The following is an 18,500-nucleotide window of genomic DNA, read 5'->3' as shown; positions in this document are numbered from 1 at the left end:
CTCAGCATAATGCTGAGTACGCCTGTATCCTCAGCCGAACCAAGTGAACAGCTTGAGAAAGAAATCACAAAGAGTCGTTATGAAACTTGTGAGAAAAAAGAGCCAGATTGTATTAAAAACATTGAAGTAATAGAAGTGAGGGGGCAGCAGCCAAATCCAATTTCAGTGAGTAGTCAAGGTGTGTATACCTTAAATAGAAAAATGATTGAAGATTATCGTTTTGGTAACGGTAATTTAAATGATTTGTTGGGGATTTTGCCAGGAGTTCAGTATGGCGAAGCTGCTTACTCAGCCGAGCAAGTAAGTAATATTAAACCATCTGAAGTGTCTATTTCTGGAACTGAAGGTAAGGCAACCGCTTATTTAATTGATGGTGTATCGAATAACTCTAATTTAAACAATCAACTAGGGAATACCGATAGAAACTTGCTGCAAGATGTGTCGGGGCATAGCCAAGAGTTATTTCTTAATCTTGATTTAGTTGAGAGTATTGAGGTTTACGATAGCAATATTCCCGCTAAGTATGGCAATTTTAATGGTGGTTTAGTGCAGGCACAAACGCGTAAAGCAAGGGATGAGGTTTCGCTTGGGATTAGCTACCGGCAAACAGCTGACGACTGGGTGGATTATCATAATTTTTATGCTCCAGATTTTGATGGCTCAGACACCTTAGATAATGCCGTGTTTCAAAAGCGTAGTTTTAGTACTCATATCGCGGCACCTCTGACAGATAAGCTTGGAGTGATTGCGCAATTTCAATATTTAAAGTCCCAAGAGTCACTCGAACAATTAGGTCATTTACGTTTACAAGAGCAAACTAATTATAACGGCATGGTTAAGTTTGATTATGCTGTAACCACCAATGACGATATTTCATTTAATTATTTATATGCACCTTACGAAGGAAATTACTTTGATGTTAATGCCATAAATAGTGATTACACAGTGAAAGGTGGGGGAAGTACCGCCATTTTAACCTGGCAAGCTAATCGTCATTGGGGCTACATGGACTCGCAAATTAGTTGGCGTAGCAGTAGAAACTCAAAAGATGCTAGTTCAGCTTGGTATAACTGGATAAATATTCCTGGTAAAAACTGGGGTGATTATGATGGCTCAATGACGAGCAATGAAGGTGGTTTCGGTGATATTACCAAAACACAAGAAACCTATACAGCAAAGCAAGATTTCGAACTCCCATTAGGGGAAGTATTGTTTGCAGACTCTCAGTTATCACTGGGTTATGCAATAGATCATCAGGTTTCAGTCTTTGATCGTTTAGAAAACGCGACTATTTATAACGGCGCTATCGTGTCACCTATGATCGATTGTGCCGGGTATCAAATTGACTGTGTTGAAACTGTTTTCAACCAGCCGATAGCTGATATTGAAGCTGAATTAGGTCGCCCTTTGGATTTGTCAAACGGAGATGATTTTTTATTGTATCAAAGCAACATAAGTCAGACTGGGCAGTATTTTCAATATCGACAAACTACACCAAAAGCACGAGCTGAAGCCAGTGTGAATAACTTTTCAGCTTATGTAGAAAATGAATTTGAATGGCAACAATATTCATTAACAATTGGTGCCCGGTATGATTATAACGACTTTTTTGAAAACCATAATGTGGCTCCAAGATTACGAGGTAGTATCTCGTTGTTTGAAAATACCGGTAAATTTATTTTTGGTGCAAATCGATATTACGCAAGCGATGCAATCAATTATAAGCTTAATGAAGCTATGGTACCTACGTTTACAGAGGTGAGAGCGATTTATCAGCACCGCCCACAACAATGGCAGGCCGAGTTATCTAATCGTGGTTACCGTTATGTTTATAAAGATTTAAAAACACCATACAGTGATGAGCTTTCAGCAGTATATCGTCACCAAGTACTAGGTGGGACGTTAGAGTTAAAATGGTTATACCGTGAACAGCATGAAAGTATTAACCGCGTAAAAGGAACAAATGAGTTAGGGGAAGCAATTTTATATGGTGCAAACTCTGGAAGTAGTGAATATCAGCGTCTTAGCTTATCCTGGATGGCTACTTTTGATACTCAGCACGTTGAGTTTAATGTTTCTCACGCCAGTAATACAACAAGTGCAGAGCAATTTGATGGTAGTACGCAAACCTATGTCAACAGCACTGATTACTTCTTAAATTTTTCCTATGACGATAATGAGTTAGTTTATATTAGAGGTGATAATTATGACTTAAATAGCCGTGAAAACGATTCGACATATAACTTAATGACACGACATGATATGGAGCTAGAAAAGCAAGACTTTAATCGCCCAATTATTGCCAATTTGAGTTGGGGTGGGCGTTTTGATAATTGGCAACTATCAGCTTATGCCCGCTTTAATGGTGAGCAAGATGCTATTTACGCCACAGGAACAACTCAATCGATAAAAGAGGCGACATCTATTTGTGATGGCTGCTCACCAAATCGTCGAGAATATCCAGTTTACCGCATAGAGAAAAGGCCTAGTTTCTGGTTATTAAGTGGCAGTGTAAAGTACACACTGGCAGTCGCACGTGATTATCGAGTCACTTTAAGCTTTGAAGGCGAAAATATTTTAAATAAACGTACGTATCAAGTGAGCCCTTATAGTACAGGGGTGGAGCTAGGACGGCGTTTTTGGTTAGGCCTACAACTTGATTATTAAGAGGATACAATTATGACAACCATTTATGCTTTAGCGCTTATAACAACGCAACTATGTTATGACGCAAGTGCTGATACACACGCAATTAAATTTGAAGAATTTTTTGAAGGTGCTACCGAATTACAAGTGGCGCGCCAAGAAGAAAAAGACCTCTGTATTGACCTTAAAAGTCATCAATTAGTAAGCGCAAAACGACTAGTTGCAACTGATGAGCGTGTTTTTTCAATTGTTGAAAGTAACAAATGACAAAAGCACGGCAACTATTTATAGTTTTTATTGTAGGTTTGGTTTTTAATTTACATGCTGAACCTATTAACTTTTTACAATTACGTGCACAGTATGAACAAACCTCAGAAAACTGGCCTGAGCCTTGGCTTGAAGAGGGAGTGGAACATAGTGAAATAGGTGCATTAACTGAGGTGATATTTCCATTTGAAAACCCCTTTACCATAGCTAAAATGAGGTTAGGTGAAGCTCTATTCTTTGATCCTATTTTATCTCGATCTGGACAAATAGCATGTGCAAGTTGTCATGACCCTGATTTAGGTTGGGCAGATGGAAGGAGAGTTTCGTTTGGTCATGATCGTCAAGTAGGTCAGCGAAATGCACCTAGTATTGAGAATGCTGCTTTATGGCAAAGCTTGTTTTGGGATGGTAGGGCTAGGTCGTTGGAACAACAAGCGTTAATCCCTATTCAAGCTGGTAATGAGATGAGTTTGACTATTTATGAGTTGGAATTGAAATTAAATAGCACTTATCAATATAAACAGAAGTTTAAACAAGCTTTTGCTAAGGAATACATTTCTGCTGAAGATGTTGCTAAAGCATTAGCGACATTTCAGCGCACTATTCGTTCACGAAAATCTGATTTTGATTTTTTCTTGCTTGCAGCAAAACAATCAGACCCTAAACGTAAGCGTGTTTTATCGCAAAAGTTAACAGATCAAGCTTTGTGGGGGATGCATTTGTTTAGAACCAAAGCGAGATGTATAAACTGTCACTCAGGCTCTTTGTTTTCGGATAATAAATTTCATAATATAGGCCTGACATACTATAAAAGGGAATATGAAGATTTAGGTTTATTTAACTATACTGGAAACCCCGCTGATGTTGGCAAATTTAAAACACCGAGTTTACGTGGCGTGATGAATACAAAGCCTTGGATGCACAATGGTTTATTTATCAGCATGGCAGGTGTAATAAATATTTATAATGCTGGTGGGGTCAGAATATTAAAAGATGAAAATGATGTGTTTTCGCCAGAAACATCAACTTTATTAAAGCCTTTGGCGCTAACACAAGATGAAAAAATGGCGTTAGAGACATTCTTGCACTCAATCACAGCCCATCCTGCAAATGGACCTCATTTTTCATTTTTATCTGAAAGCTAAACAAAAAACCTTGTAAGGGTGTGCCCAACAAGGTTCAATTTTTCAGCTTTCAGCTTTCAGCTTTCAGCTTTTAGCTTTTAGCTTTTAGCTTTCAGCTTTCAGCTCTGTTATTTATTGCGGTTTTCTTTACTAAATGCGCGGATCTTACGTTTTTGCGAAAGAGTCACTTTATTAGTACGTCCTGCAAATGGGTTATCACCTTCTCTAAATTCGATTTTGATAGGCGTGCCCATAATTTTTAATGCTTTACGATAGTAATTCATTAAGTAGCGTTTATAGCTATCTGGTAAATCATGTACTTGGTTACCGTGAATTACGATACGTGGTGGGTTATAACCACCCGCGTGCGCGTATTTAAGCTTAACGCGGCGACCACGAACCAGTGGCGGCTGGTGATCAGCTTGTGCCATATCCATGATACGGCGCAGCATAGCAGTGCTAATACGCTTAGTTGCTGATTCATAAGCTTCGTCAATTGACTCAAACAAATGACCAACACCTGTACCATGTAAAGCTGAGATAAAGTGTAAGCGTGCAAAGTCAATAAAGCCTAAGCGACGGTCAAGCTCCGATTTAATACGATCTTTCACGTAATCATCAAGGCCATCCCATTTATTCACAGCAATAACCAGTGAGCGGCCAGAATTTAAGGCAAAACCAAGTAAGCTTAAATCTTGATCCGAAATGCCAGCGCGGGCATCTACAACCAATAGCACCACGTTACAATCTTCGATTGCTTGGAGGGTTTTGATCACTGAGAACTTCTCAACCACATCACTGACTTTTTTGCGTTTACGTACACCAGCGGTGTCGATCAACACGTATTCTTTTTCGTTACGAGTCATTGGAATATAAATAGAATCGCGGGTTGTGCCCGGCATATCATAAACAATAACGCGTTCTTCACCTAATATACGGTTAGTCAGTGTTGACTTACCTACGTTAGGACGACCGATAATAGCGAGTTTTACTGGCTTATCTGCAAATGCTTCATGCGCTGTAGAATCTTCATCATCTTCAGAATATAAATCGATTAACTCGTCGTCATCGCCTTTACCATCATCATTTTGTGCACTCAGCTCTGCAAGCAAAGGCTGTAAGGTGTGTTCAAGTAACAAGGTAATACCACGGCCATGAGCGGCTGCAATATGATGTACTTCACCCAGTGACAATTGGTAAAACTCAGCACAATTTGAGTCAGCATCAATACCATCAGTTTTATTGGCAACAACAAAGCTTTTCTTTTCTTGTTTACGTAAATGGTTGGCAATAGCTTGATCAGCTACTGTCATACCTACGCGTGCATCAACTAAGAATAATACGATGTCGGCTTCTTCAATCGCCAGTAGCGATTGATCAGCCATTTCGATTTCGATGCCTTCTTCAGAGCCATCAATACCGCCCGTGTCTACCACGATAAATTCATAGCCATCGTAATTAGCTTGGCCATATTTTCGATCTCGCGTTAAGCCTGGAAAATCGGCAACGAGTGCATCACGCGTACGTGTTAAACGGTTAAATAATGTGGATTTGCCCACATTGGGTCGCCCAACTAGAGCGATCACGGGAAGCATAAACTACCTCTTAAAAAAACAACAAAAGGCTTCGCATAGCGAAGCCTTAAAAAAATAAATTAACTATTAATAACTTATAGTTATTTAGCAAATTAGTCCGGTATTTTTACCGCACTAACTTCACCATCTCGGGTGTATAAAATCAGTTTGTCGTCAGCAACAATTGGCTCAATAAAAAAGCCTGAACTGTCGAAGTCTTCACGCGATACAAGTTCGCCTGATTCTTTATTCAGCCAATGTAGATTACCTTCTTGGTCACCCATGGCTAAGTAATTTCCTGCTACCGCAGGCCCTGTTAAGTACCAACCACGAAGGGCTGGCTGACTCCAGCGTTCAATGCCAGAGGTTTTATCTAATCCATAAACAACACCATTACTATCTACTACGTAAATAGTTTGGGTATCCATGGCAATTTCACGGTAACTGCTGTATTCGCGTTTCCAGACAACATTACCAGAGCGAATATCTACAGCTGCTAAGTTACCATTATAGGCAATAGCATACGCATAAGGACCACTGATCAGAGGTTGTGTATCAACATCGACTAAACGTTCGAATTCTGATGCGCCTTTTGCTGTAGCAATTTCAGCACTCCACGCAGAGTAACCACTATCAGAGATAAGTACACTTAACTTGCCTGTTTCAAGGCCAACTAATACACCGCCGTTAGCAACGGTCGGAGAGCTTTGTCCGCGTAGTGTTAATGCGGGTACTTCTTGCTCATGACTCCAACGCTCTTCACCGGTATCAGGGTGAAGAGCTAATAATTTACCTGAGCCTAGGTTAACATATATAAGGCCATCACCGGCAGCTGGTTTTGATAACACTTCACCGGGAACTTTTTTGCGCCAAACAACATCACCCGTTTCACGGTCAAGGGCAACTAAATAACCATGCTCAGAGCCGATAAAAATTTTACCATAAGCTTGTAAAATACCACCGGATAATTTTGCACTAATGTCGCTTTGCCATGGCCAAAAGGTCAAATTTTCGCGAACATCCGTCTCCCAAAGAGTATTACCGTTTTCAAGCGATAGCGCTTCGACTTTACCAGCGCGGCTTGCTACAAAAACACGGTCTTTATATACCGCCGGTGTTAGCCGAGAAAAGTAATGTTCAACACCGTCACCAATGCTTTCTTGCCAAATTACTTTGGTTTCAAACTGATTAACGATTTCAGGCAATACCAGTTCGTCTTCGTCATCGCTTGATGAACAACCGACTAAGGTTGCCATACATAGCGCTATGGTTGCCGCTGTTAATTTTTTCATGGTAACCCCTTACGCCGTTGGGCTAGTTACTGCTAAGTCATCAAGTTTGATTTGCAATAATGGGTTATTCTCCAGACCGCCCGCATCTGCAGCAGTCTGATAAGCGGTGCGAGCTTGATTTGCATCGCCTTGAGCTGTGTATATATCACCTTTAAGCTCAGCGACTGTTGCAGTGAATGAATCTGCAAGTTTAGCGTTAAGCGTTGTTAAAGCTTGGTCGTATTGCTGCTGTGCTATTTGCACGCGAGCTAAACGGGTGGTCGCCGTTGCTTTTAAATCTGCATTGGTAACATTAGTCATTATCCAGCTGAGCTTTTCACTGGCTACATCAAGTTGACCTTTTTCTACGGCTTCTTTAGCAGCAACAAAGGCTGCAAGTGCGCTGTAGTTAGTATCTTTGTGCTCTGCGATAAATGTATCTGCCGAACCTAATACTTCACCACCTTCAACCAGCTGAGTATATGCATCAGAGGCACTTTCAGCAGTTGTAATTTGATTTTGGTTATATGCTTTCCAGCCATACAGGCCACCTAAACCAAGCACTACACCTAGCGCCAGTGATACGCCATTTTCACGAAAAAAACGTTTGATCGCTTCAGCTTGTTGTTCTTCTGTTGAATAAATATCCATTACTACCTCGTCTTTTTTAGCTGTTTATTAGCTCAGCTAAAAGCGTTTTAATTTGTTCTAATTCTAAGGTGACCTGTTCTTTACGCTCACGTAAATACTTAACTGTCACTACGCCTTGTTCTAATTCATCTTCGCCGATAATCAGTGCAACGAGTGCATCGCTTTTATCTGCGCGTTTAAGTTGTTTCTTAAAGTTACCGCCACCGGCATGGACCATGATACGTAAGCCAGGTACTTCAGCACGTAATTTAGCTGCGATAATAGGGGCTTGAATGCTTGCTTTGTCACCCATCGCTGCCAAATATACATCAGCGTTGCGACGAATGTCACCAACACATTCCAATGCTTGTAACATTAACACTAAACGTTCCAGACCCATAGCAAAGCCCACAGCTGGCGTTGCTTTGCCACCTAATTGCTCAACTAAGCCATCATAGCGGCCACCTGCACATACAGTACCTTGTGAGCCGAGGCTATCTGTAACCCACTCAAAAACAGTACGGTTATAGTAATCAAGGCCACGGACTAACTTTTCATTAACCGTGTATATGACGCCTGCGGCGTCTAAACGTTCACATAAATTTTCAAAATGTTCTTTTGATTCAGCATCTAAGTGTTCAGACAGTTTTGGTGCATCAACTAAAACCGCTTGTACATCAGGGTTTTTGCTATCTAGCACGCGCAGTGGGTTGCTGTACATACGACGTTTTGAGTCTTCGTCTAGTGCATCAATATGTTGCTCAAGATATGCCACAAGTGCATCACGGTATTGCGCGCGAGCTTCGTTTGAACCTAAAGAATTAAGCTCTAAACGAACATGTTCGCTGATGCCAAATTGTTGCCATAATTGCGCCGTCAGTAAAATCACTTCAGCGTCAATATCAGCACTGGCAACACCAAAGGTTTCTAAACCAAATTGGTGAAACTGACGATAGCGACCTTTTTGCGGACGTTCATGACGAAACATTGGGCCCATATACCAAAGGCGTTGCTCTTGGTTATACAGTAAGCCGTTTTGATTACCAGCACGTACACATACAGCTGTACCTTCAGGACGAAGTGTTAAGCTGTCGCCATTATTGTCGGCAAAGGTGTACATTTCTTTTTCAACGATATCGGTGACTTCACCAATTGAGCGTTTAAAAAGATCGGTTGATTCTACAATTGGAAAACGAATTTCTTGATAACCGAACGATGCTACTGTCTCGCGTAAGATGTTTTCTACTTTCTGCCAAACTTGGGTATCGCCCGGCAGACAATCGTTCATTCCACGTATTGCCTGAATTTGTTTTGCCACTGCTAAATCCTAAAAACTGTTTTTTGCGTAATAAAAGATGACTACACAACAAGAATGCTAAAAATTGACCCGTCATTATAGCGTTCTAGCTATAAAGGTAAACGGCAAACGGCTTTGTTTGCCGACTATATTGTATTTATTCGACGATTTTAATGTCGATAGGGGTCTGTTTTTCTTTTTGTGCGATAAAGTCGCGTACATAGCCTTCGAGTTGATCAACAATATTGTTGTTATCAATTCGGGCTTTTTGACGTTCGCCATTAATATAAAGGCCCGAGCGGCGATTTGCACCAGCTAAACCAATATCACTCACTAACGCTTCGCCAGGGCCATTGACCACACAACCAATAACCGATACTGATACCGGTTCGATGATATCTTCCAAACGCTCTTCAAGTTGGTTCATGGTACTAACCACATCAAACTCTTGACGTGAACAGCTCGGACAGGCAATAAAGTTAATCCCGCGAGAGCGAATGCGCAGTGATTTTAAAATATCAAAACCGACTTTGATCTCTTGCACTGGATCAGCCGCCAACGATACTCGCAGCGTATCGCCGATACCTTCGGCAAGTAACATACCTAAGCCTACAGCTGATTTCACTGAGCCTGAACGCATACCGCCTGCTTCTGTGATCCCTAAGTGCAGAGGTTGGTCGATTTCTTTAGCAAGTAAGCGATATGCTCCTACAGCTAAAAACACATCAGAAGCTTTTACTGATATTTTAAATTGATCAAAATCTAAACGGCGCAAAATATTCACATGGCGCATAGCTGATTCAAGTAACGCTTCGGGCGTTGGTTCGCCGTACTTTTCTTGTAAATCACGCTCTAATGAGCCGCCATTAACACCAATACGAATTGGAATGTTGCGCTCACGGGCAGCATCGACTACCGCGCGAATACGCTCTTCACTGCCAATGTTGCCAGGATTAATACGTAAACAATCAACACCATACTTTGCTACTTGCAAAGCAATACGATAATCAAAGTGAATATCTGCAACCAGTGGAATGGTGACTTGTTCTTTTATGCTTCTAAATGCTTCGGCGGCGTCCATAGTCGGCACGGAAACACGCACTATATCGGCGCCGGCATCTTGAATAGCTTGAATTTGTGCAACAGTTGCATCAACATCCATGGTATCGGTGTTGGTCATTGATTGCACTGCAATAGGGGCGCCATCACCGATCGGTACGTTACCCACATTGATGCGGGTAGATTTTCTGCGTTTAATAGGAGATTCTGAAAACATAGTGACTACTCTGTTAACGGTAAATTAAATTTAGCTAAACGATTTTTTGGGAAACTGGAAATATCAATCTTTTCACCGTCAAGAGTGATATCAACAGCTTGATGCTTACCAAGCACGATAGAAAAAGGCAGATGACCTGATACAGTCATATCATAACCCGCTTTTTTAACACCAAATGCCACTTTATCACCTTTACCGTCATGAATTTCAACCCAACTTTCTTCATTGAAATGCATAACTATGGTGCCAAGGCCATCATTTTGTGGCTCGCTTGACGCTTCGCTCGGGACAACGTCTAGTTCGGTGGTATCGGCTTGTTGCTCCATAATTTGCGCCGCAGTGGGGTCATCAATCGATTCATCAGGGCCAGCTTGTTCTAGCTGGCTGATTGACGCCACGTCAGGCTCTGCTTGTGCGACTGCAACTGTCTCTTCGGCAAAGCTATTTAAAGATTGCGTTACAACTTGTTCGTCAAGAGGGGTTGAATTTTGCCACCACCATAATGCGGATGAACCAATAACAATTGCCAGAATAACGTAACTCACCAGCATCAACCGACTATCATGGGCTTCTTTTTCTGTTCGTCTAGAAAAGCTTTGCATGTTGGTTTTTTTAACGGTTTCCTGAGGTTCAGGGAACAGCGCTAAAACGGCCGCAGTATCTAAATTAAAGGCGCGACAATAACTTTTTGCATAACCTTTAACAAAGGTTGCAGGGCCGATTAATTGGTGTTCGTCATTCTCAAGACGTTGTAATTGCAACACCGATAATTTTAAATTTTTTGCCAACTCTTCTAAGCTGACATTCGCTTGCTCGCGGCTACTTTTTAAAGTTTGGCCAAGAGTGAGCGTTGTTGATTCCGTATTTTCATCATTCATAATGAGTATGATTCAGGGTCCACTAGTAACAGTCTATGCCCAGGTTTAAGTGCAACATCCGGGCTTAATTTATTCCATCGCATTAACTGATCAATTAACAAGCGACGCTTGGTGGCAATACTATACAAAGTATCACCGACGTTAATTTCGTAATAAATGTTGGGATCGTTGAGATAAATTTTCGTCCCATTGACCACCCGATCAGATTCTTTCAGACCATTCCATTGGAGTAATTTCTGTAGTTTAACATTGTATCGTACTGAAATGCTAAATAGGTTTTCACCATCTTGCAAAACATGGTAAGGCGTCGTTAATTGTGGGATCCGCGAATTTAGCAACGGTGCGTGAGTATTTTGTTGCGGATCTTGAAAACGGATTTCAGGTGTAGAGCTATATCCTGACTCTGCGAAGACGGCGGCGTTGCGTTTTGGCTGGTAAAAAACCACCTTTTCTTCATCCGTTAATTGATCACTAAATTGTGCTTGGCTTGGGGTTGAAGCCTGGCTGTTATTTGCAACGGCTTGGCTATCAGTGGGCGCACCAAAAGAAACAATTTTTACACCATCTTGTGCTTTGTTGCTGCGAGCAAGCGTTTGGGGAGGCGTTGCGGCAGTCGCTGTGGGCGCTGTTGCTAAATGCACAGTTGGTATTGCTAATGCTTTAGTAACTGCCTCCTCAGAGGCTAATGATGCAATGTCCGTCGCTTGAGTTGAATTTACAGCTGGATTGTTTGGTGTTTGTGCGACCACCAGAGCAGACATTACTGCGGCAGGATCATTATTGTTTGCTGGAGCACTGATCTGTACAGCGGTAGTATCAACGTTTGTTTGCACTGGCGTTGTTATTGCTGTGGTACTTAAAGCCGCCAAAATACCACTCCTATCGACAGGTGTTGATACTGTTGCTTGGCTTTGCTGGCTACTTTGTGATGCGGTGCTTTGCGTTGGCGTAACCGGTGAGGTTAGCAACGCGGCAGTTAATTCATTGCTGCTTGCATTGTTATTTTTAACGGCCATTGTTGGCGTTGTGATACTTTGCGCCGACGTACTAGTTGCTGGCGCTTTTTTCTTTTTTACAATGCGTATTTTGGGTGCCGAAATCACCTCTCCCGCAGGGCTATTTGCTTGTAGCTCATCTAATTTTGCTTGGCGGTATTGCGAGCGCAGTATTTCAAACTCACTACGTTTGATTTTTTGCTCGCGAATGATCCCCGCTTCACTTGAGGTTGGGTAGGTTTGCAATATCATTGCCGCAGTGGTTTCGGCTTTTTCAATGTGGCCCATACGCTGCTCAACTAAATAGCTTAATAGCAATGAGCGAGACGATACTTGACCACTATTCTCATAACGCTCAAGTATTTCTTTTGCTCTATGTAAATCACTTTTAGCGTAATACAAAGCGGCTAAACTGATCAGTGATGAGGCACGCATTGAACTGTGATTAATGGCCGATTTGAAATATTTTTCAGCGTTATCAAAATCATCAAACTCAATGGCGCACAGAGCTAAATTTTCATAACTTTCTGCTACTCGTATATAACTTGGGATGGCAATGGCTTTGAGTAGTTGTTCTGTGGCGCGGTCGTACTCGTCAATACCGCATAAAAATACCCCGTAGTTATTTCGGGTATTAGGATCATTGGGATCAATTTTTATTGCTTTTTGATAGGCTTTATCGGCTTGTACGTTTTCGCCGACTTGTTGGTAATAATAAGCAAATGAATAATGGACTTCAGGAAGATCAGGAGAGAAAGACGCGGCGCGTTCGAGGTTATACTTTGCTTGCGAGCTATTACCAGTGCTTAAATATTCTAATGCTAAGGCTATTCGGGTACGTGCTGCGCCGGTATTATTGATTTTATTTTCAACGACTGGTTTGTCATTGCCATCATAACTATTTTCAGTTACACACCCAGTTAAAGCGAGTGCACTGATAGTTAAAGCAAGTAAAGATCGCATTACTTCTTCTCTTTATTATTGTCCATGCACCTATATTACCGAAAAGCCCTTATCTTGCATCATTTATTTAAAAATAAAGCAGCGCTAAGGGCTTTTGATTCACGACAACAGATTATGCTTGGTGGATATTAACCGCAATCGCATTATCGTCGCGCATTTTCTTTTTCGCTAAACGTTTTGTACGGTCAACTACATCACCAACTAACTGGCCGCAGGCTGCATCAATATCATCACCGCGAGTACGACGAACAATACAGGTAATACCTGCTGCTTGTAGCACTTTTGAAAAGCGGTCAATACGGCTGTTACTAGAGCGTGTATATTCGTTACCCGGGAATGGGTTAAACGGGATAAGGTTCACTTTAGATGGTGTGCCTTTGAGTGTTTTAACTAATTCATGGGCTTGATCTGTGCTGTCATTAATACCATTTAGCATCACATACTCAATGGTCACATCTTTATTGGCTTTAGAGCCATCAATGTAACGACGACACGCCGCTAAAAACTCTTCAATTGGGTATTTTTTATTGATTGGCACTAAAATATCACGTAATGCGTTATCAGGTGCGTGTAGAGAAATAGCCAATGCAACGTCGATTTTTTCTTTCAATAAATCAAGTGCAGGCACCACACCAGAGGTACTTAAAGTAACGCGGCGTTTAGATAAACCAAAACCCCAATCGTCCATCATTAATTCCATTGCCGGAACTACGTTTTTAAGATTAAGCAATGGCTCGCCCATGCCCATCATTACCACGTTGGTGACCGGACGCTTTTCACTGTTGCCATCAAGGCCTATGTCTTTGGCCACACGCCAAACTTGGCCGATAATTTCAGATACTTTTAAGTTACGGTTAAACCCTTGCTGCGCTGTTGAGCAAAATGTACATTCAAGCGCACAACCAACTTGCGATGATACACACAAGGTGGCACGTTCTTTTTCTGGGATCCACACGGCTTCAACTTCTTGGCCGCCTTCAAGTATCAGCGCGTACTTGATTGTACCGTCACTGGCTTGTTGGCGTACGGTGATTTCAGGCGCGACAATTTCACATTCTGCTTTTAGTTTTTCTTTCAGCTTTTTGTTAACGTTGCTCATTTCGTCAAAGTTATCAACGCCAAAATGATAAATCCATTTCATCACCTGATCGCCACGGAATGGCTTTTCACCGAACGATACAAATAACTCGCGCATTGCATCTCGGTTTAAATCTAATAAGTTAATCTTTTTTTGCTCAGTGGTCATGAAACAACCTTAATCAGTGACGGTGGTGATAAAAATTTACAAAGGCGAATTGTACACAATTCACTCACTTTAATCATTAAGTAAAACATCATAAATTAGATAATTAATACTTTAACTAATGACTAAAAAAGGGCTCGAAAGCCCTTTTTACTTTTGCTTAGCGCGTTCGAATTAACGAGTACGTGGGCAAAGCTCTTCGTCTGCGAAGAAGTACGCGATTTCGCGAGCAGCAGATTCAACAGCGTCTGAACCGTGAACAGCATTTTCGTCGATGCTATCAGCGTAGTCAGCACGTAAAGTACCAGCTAGTGCTTCAGCAGGGTTAGTAGCACCCATGATTTCGCGGTTTTTAAGAACAGCGTTTTCGCCTTCAAGAACTGTAACCATTACTGGACCAGATGTCATGAAAGATACTAAAGCACCAAAGAAAGGACGCTCGCTGTGTTCTGCGTAGAAACCTTCCGCTTTCTCTTGTGAAAGGTGAACCATTTTAGCTGCAACGATTTTAAGGCCAGCAGTTTCGAAACGGTTGTAGATAGCGCCGATGTGGTTTTTAGCAACTGCATCAGGTTTTACGATTGAGAAAGTACGCTCTAAAGCCATCTTTATGCTCCAATAATTTTTAAGTAAAAGTGTGAATATTAACGGGCGCGAATTATACGCGTTTTAGTAGGCAATGCCTAGTTTTATTAAAAACTAGCTTGATGACAATTGTGCGATATTTAAATGTTAGGCAATCACCACGCATAGAAAAGCATGATGCTGTGAATTAATTAATGATCTAACATTGCATGGGACTACGTATTAATTAATTTAGCCAATAATAAGCTGAAATATTTTTCGAAGGTTATTTTTAGTACAAAGAAGGTTGTTTTTAGTACAAAATAGTGCTCAGTGACTATAACGTTTAGGCCCTTATCTGTAACTGCACTATTAAAAATTACCTTAAATTTTATTAACCTTATGTTTTAATTATTTATTTTAAAATTATTGATAGGCGCTTTTGTATCATTCGAGCTTTTGCCATTTAAACTGCTATAAGATGCACAATAGAAAATCCACTTTTAGCTTAAAATGATTATTTTAGTTAAATTCTACTAAATTTGGGGACTTGGTTTACACTCAAGTTATAACCATGGAATAAATAAAAGGTTTTAATATCTTCGTGCTTCATTTCATCCATTTCATTGATAGTAGGTTGCTATGTTTTTTAATAACACTATAAAAAGTGAGAATGCTAAATTAAAAAGTCAGCTTTTTGTGCAGAATCAAGTAAGAAAAAGCTTAGACGAAGAAATGCTAGTTTTAATCATTGATAAGACTGGGCTTATTTCATCGCAAAATAAAAACTTTGCAAACGAGCTTGGTTACCCTGATCAGCAACTGATTGGAAAAAAGTTACTAGATTTTGTGCCAAGTAACGCCAGACAGACAGGGCATTTTAAAAGCTTAAAAAAAGCATTAGAGAAGCATGAACACTGGGCTGGTGCATTGCAGTTTGTTCATGTTAATGGTGAACAAGACTGGCTAAGAAGTATTTTACAGCCGATCATTGATGAGCAAGGTAAGCTAGTTGAGTTTACTCTGCATTCTAATGTGTTAACGCGTACGATTGAAACCTCCCGTGAGCATCAAGATTTAATTAAAGCATTACATCGTGCCATGGCCGTTATTGAATTTGATACTAATGGCATTGTATTGACAGCAAACGAAAACTTTTTGGCGGGAATGGGATATTCACTTAAAGAGATTGTTGGCCAACATCATCGTATTTTTTGTGAACCAGAAGAGGCTAATTCACCAGAATATGAAGCCTTTTGGAAACAGCTCAAAAGAGGCGAATACGTTTCAAGCCGTTTTAAACGCATAGATAGTTATGGGCGAGTGGTTTGGCTTGAAGCTTCTTATAACCCAATTTTCAATGAGCAAAACGAACTGTATAAAGTGGTTAAATTCGCTACTGTTATTACTGAGCAAGTTGAGCGGGAGCTCGCAATCGCAGAGGCGGCAGATATTGCCTATAGCACTTCAACTGAAACTGACCACCTTGCAGATCAAGGTGCTGCTGTCATTGAGCAAGCGGTTAAAGTAATGAATGAGCTGGCGGTGCAAATGTCGCAAGCAGGGGATGAAATATCAGCATTGGATAAACAATCACAGTTAATTGCCAGCATAGTGCAAAGTATTAGCAGCATTGCTGATCAAACTAATTTGCTAGCCTTAAATGCGGCGATTGAAGCAGCAAGAGCTGGTGAGCAAGGGCGAGGTTTTGCGGTAGTCGCCGATGAAGTGCGTCAATTAGCATCTCGAACCAGTAAAGCCACAGAAGAAATTGTTGAAGTGGTACAAAAAAATCAAAGCTTAACGCAGTCAAGTGTAAAAGCAATTAAGCAAGGTGAAGATAAAGCACAAGAAGGGTTAGAGCTGTCAAACGAGTCTGGCATTGTGATGAGCAATATTAAAAAAGGTGCCCAGCAAGTCGTTGATGCAGTGAGCCAGTTTGCCAATCAATTAAAGTGAGTTTTATGATTTCGATCAAAACATCTTAATTTAACGTACCATATACTGCCGCGCTTTATTACTTGATCTGATTTTCAGGTTATTTTCATGCCACTGGCTTGATCCCAGTTTTATGTATGGAGCGCGCATGTCGTCAATTATTACCTCGTTTACCCCAGAGTTACTTTCACCAGCTGGCAGTTTAAAAAACATGCGTTATGCCTTTGCTTATGGGGCTGATGCGGTGTATGCCGGGCAACCTCGTTATAGCTTGCGAGTGCGTAATAATGAATTTGATCTGGAAACGTTAAAAATAGGCATTGATGAAGCGCATGCGCTGAATAAAAAGTTTTATGTAGTATCAAACATTGCCCCGCACAATGCCAAAGTGAAATCGTATTTACGCGATATTGAACCGGTAATTGCTATGGGGCCAGATGCGCTGATCATGTCAGATCCGGGTTTAATCATGCTAGTACGTGAAAAATGGCCTGATATGGCTATTCATTTATCAGTACAAGCAAACGCAGTTAACTACGCAAGCGTACAGTTTTGGGCGAAGCAAGGTATTGAACGGGTGATTTTGTCCCGCGAGCTATCACTTGAAGAAATAAGTGAAATTCGCACGCTTTGCCCAGAAACAGAGCTAGAAGTATTTGTACATGGCGCATTATGCATGGCGTATTCTGGCCGTTGTTTGTTGTCAGGTTATATTAATAAACGCGATCCAAATCAAGGCACCTGTACCAATGCATGCCGCTGGGAATACGATGTAAAACCGGGTGTTGAAAACGAAACCGGTGAAATGGTACATAAATTTGATCCTCAGCAGATTATTCCTACTCTTGGCGACGGCGCACCAAGTAATGATATTGTAATGCTTGAAGAGCAAGGCCGCCCGGGTGAATACATGCCAGCGTTTGAAGACGAACACGGCACTTACATTATGAACTCAAAAGATTTACGCGCCGTACAATACGTAGAGCAGCTTACAAAAATGGGCGTGCATAGCTTAAAAATAGAAGGCCGCACTAAATCGTTTTATTATGTTGCGCGTACAGCACAGGTTTATCGTAAAGCAATCGACGATGCCGCAGCAGGAAAACCATTCGACGCTGATTTATTTAAAACATTAGAAAACCTAGCCCATCGCGGTTACACCGAAGGCTTTTTAAAGCGCCACGCCCATCAAGACTATCAAAACTACGAATACGGCCATTCAGTTTCTACCAAGCAACAATTTGTTGGCGAAGTATTAGGGCGAAATGCCACTGGTTTAGTTGAGATTGATGTTAAAAACAAATTCTGTGTGGGTCATTCATTAGAGCTGATGACCCCTAAAGGTAATATTAGCTTTACCCTTGAATGCATGGAAAACAAAAAAGGCGAAAGTATTACCGATGCTAAAGGTTCAGGCCACATAGTAAAAATTCCACTGCCTGATACTATCGATTTAGAGCACGCCATACTTATGCGCAACTTGGATGAAAACCAAGACACCCGCAATCCGTTTAAGCAAGCCGTGGTTTAACCATAATACTAAAAAGCACTGAGGTTCGCTTTAGTAATTGGCTCAGTGCGCCTATCTTTTATTCTCCTCTTCTTACCGTGTTTTAGTTAATAGCATACCGCTTACTTTCTTAAATCTGGTTAGCCTTGCTAAGTTTAGTTTTAATTGGAAAACCAAAACTTAGAGTTGTGACCGTCTATTTTTCTTTTGTTATTACCAATTCGGTGCTTTCTTTTTATATTGGTCTTAAAATTGACTTTCGTTAATTTAATTGTTTTAAATCATTCGCTTGTACTTGTTGTTCGCTCGCTTTTCTAGCTTTTT

At 41.0% G+C, this 18,500-nt stretch carries 14 protein-coding genes; 5 read left to right on the top strand and 9 right to left on the bottom strand.

Features of this window, described 5'->3' with window-relative positions:
• The first annotated feature begins 9 nt into the window (after nucleotides 1-9).
• From H5180_RS01585 to H5180_RS01575, 3 genes are read left to right on the top strand one after another with little or no spacing between them, the layout of a single operon-like run.
• Nucleotides 10-2,667 (top strand): TonB-dependent siderophore receptor, encoded by a 2,658-nt coding sequence (locus H5180_RS01585; RefSeq protein ID WP_182757531.1) that lies wholly within the window; start codon nucleotides 10-12, stop codon nucleotides 2,665-2,667.
• Nucleotides 2,668-2,679: 12 nt separating this feature from the next.
• Nucleotides 2,680-2,913 (top strand): hypothetical protein, encoded by a 234-nt coding sequence (locus H5180_RS01580; RefSeq protein ID WP_145239716.1) that lies wholly within the window; start codon nucleotides 2,680-2,682, stop codon nucleotides 2,911-2,913.
• 38 nt (nucleotides 2,914-2,951) lie between these two features.
• Nucleotides 2,952-4,058: a cytochrome-c peroxidase gene (locus tag H5180_RS01575; RefSeq protein WP_259399515.1), complete on the top strand. Its 1,107-nt coding sequence runs from the start codon at nucleotides 2,952-2,954 to the stop codon at nucleotides 4,056-4,058.
• A gap of 107 nt (nucleotides 4,059-4,165) precedes the next feature.
• Here H5180_RS01575 and der read toward each other — a convergent pair whose 3' ends face one another.
• The 9 genes from der to ndk all read right to left on the bottom strand — a co-directional run bounded on the left by der (nucleotide 4,166) and on the right by ndk (nucleotide 14,770).
• Complete coding sequence (gene der / locus H5180_RS01570; RefSeq protein ID WP_145239710.1) at nucleotides 4,166-5,632, bottom strand: ribosome biogenesis GTPase Der; 1,467 nt, start codon at nucleotides 5,630-5,632, stop codon at nucleotides 4,166-4,168.
• Nucleotides 5,633-5,724: 92 nt separating this feature from the next.
• Nucleotides 5,725-6,903 carry an outer membrane protein assembly factor BamB gene (bamB, locus tag H5180_RS01565; protein ID WP_182757529.1) on the bottom strand — a complete coding sequence of 393 codons (1,179 nt, stop codon included), beginning with the start codon at nucleotides 6,901-6,903 and terminating at the stop codon, nucleotides 5,725-5,727.
• 9 nt (nucleotides 6,904-6,912) lie between these two features.
• Nucleotides 6,913-7,533, bottom strand: a complete 621-nt coding sequence (locus H5180_RS01560) for a tetratricopeptide repeat protein (protein WP_182757528.1) — start codon at nucleotides 7,531-7,533, stop codon at nucleotides 6,913-6,915.
• Between the two features lie 16 nt (nucleotides 7,534-7,549).
• Nucleotides 7,550-8,830, bottom strand: a complete 1,281-nt coding sequence (hisS, locus tag H5180_RS01555) for a histidine--tRNA ligase (protein ID WP_182718271.1) — start codon at nucleotides 8,828-8,830, stop codon at nucleotides 7,550-7,552.
• A gap of 136 nt (nucleotides 8,831-8,966) precedes the next feature.
• Nucleotides 8,967-10,085 (bottom strand): flavodoxin-dependent (E)-4-hydroxy-3-methylbut-2-enyl-diphosphate synthase, encoded by a 1,119-nt coding sequence (ispG, locus tag H5180_RS01550; protein ID WP_182757527.1) that lies wholly within the window; start codon nucleotides 10,083-10,085, stop codon nucleotides 8,967-8,969.
• 5 nt (nucleotides 10,086-10,090) lie between these two features.
• Nucleotides 10,091-10,963 (bottom strand): RodZ domain-containing protein, encoded by an 873-nt coding sequence (locus H5180_RS01545; protein ID WP_145239694.1) that lies wholly within the window; start codon nucleotides 10,961-10,963, stop codon nucleotides 10,091-10,093.
• Complete coding sequence (gene pilW / locus H5180_RS01540) at nucleotides 10,960-12,921, bottom strand: type IV pilus biogenesis/stability protein PilW (protein WP_182757526.1); 1,962 nt, start codon at nucleotides 12,919-12,921, stop codon at nucleotides 10,960-10,962. The genes H5180_RS01545 and pilW overlap by 4 nt, the downstream gene beginning before the upstream one ends.
• A 112-nt stretch (nucleotides 12,922-13,033) precedes the next feature.
• A complete protein-coding gene (locus H5180_RS01535) occupies nucleotides 13,034-14,167 on the bottom strand; it encodes a bifunctional tRNA (adenosine(37)-C2)-methyltransferase TrmG/ribosomal RNA large subunit methyltransferase RlmN (RefSeq protein ID WP_145239689.1) in 1,134 nt (377 codons plus the stop codon).
• A 171-nt stretch (nucleotides 14,168-14,338) separates the two neighbouring features.
• Nucleotides 14,339-14,770, bottom strand: a complete 432-nt coding sequence (ndk, locus tag H5180_RS01530) for a nucleoside-diphosphate kinase (protein WP_008111339.1) — start codon at nucleotides 14,768-14,770, stop codon at nucleotides 14,339-14,341.
• A gap of 600 nt (nucleotides 14,771-15,370) precedes the next feature.
• On the opposite strand from ndk, the gene H5180_RS01525 reads away from it, so the two are divergent.
• On the top strand, nucleotides 15,371-16,687 hold the full coding sequence (locus H5180_RS01525) for a PAS domain-containing methyl-accepting chemotaxis protein (protein WP_182718274.1): 1,317 nt from the start codon (nucleotides 15,371-15,373) through the stop codon (nucleotides 16,685-16,687).
• A 127-nt stretch (nucleotides 16,688-16,814) separates the two neighbouring features.
• Nucleotides 16,815-18,197, top strand: coding sequence for a tRNA 5-hydroxyuridine modification protein YegQ (gene yegQ, locus H5180_RS01520; RefSeq protein WP_182757525.1), 1,383 nt, complete (start codon nucleotides 16,815-16,817; stop codon nucleotides 18,195-18,197).
• The last annotated feature ends 303 nt before the right edge of the window (nucleotides 18,198-18,500 follow it).

Origin of the sequence: Pseudoalteromonas sp. SR41-4 (genome assembly GCF_014163985.1) — a bacterium.
Lineage (GTDB): Bacteria > Pseudomonadota > Gammaproteobacteria > Enterobacterales > Alteromonadaceae > Pseudoalteromonas > Pseudoalteromonas rhizosphaerae.
Note: the sequence above shows the minus strand (reverse complement) of the source record. Positions and strands in the feature narration are given on the sequence as shown.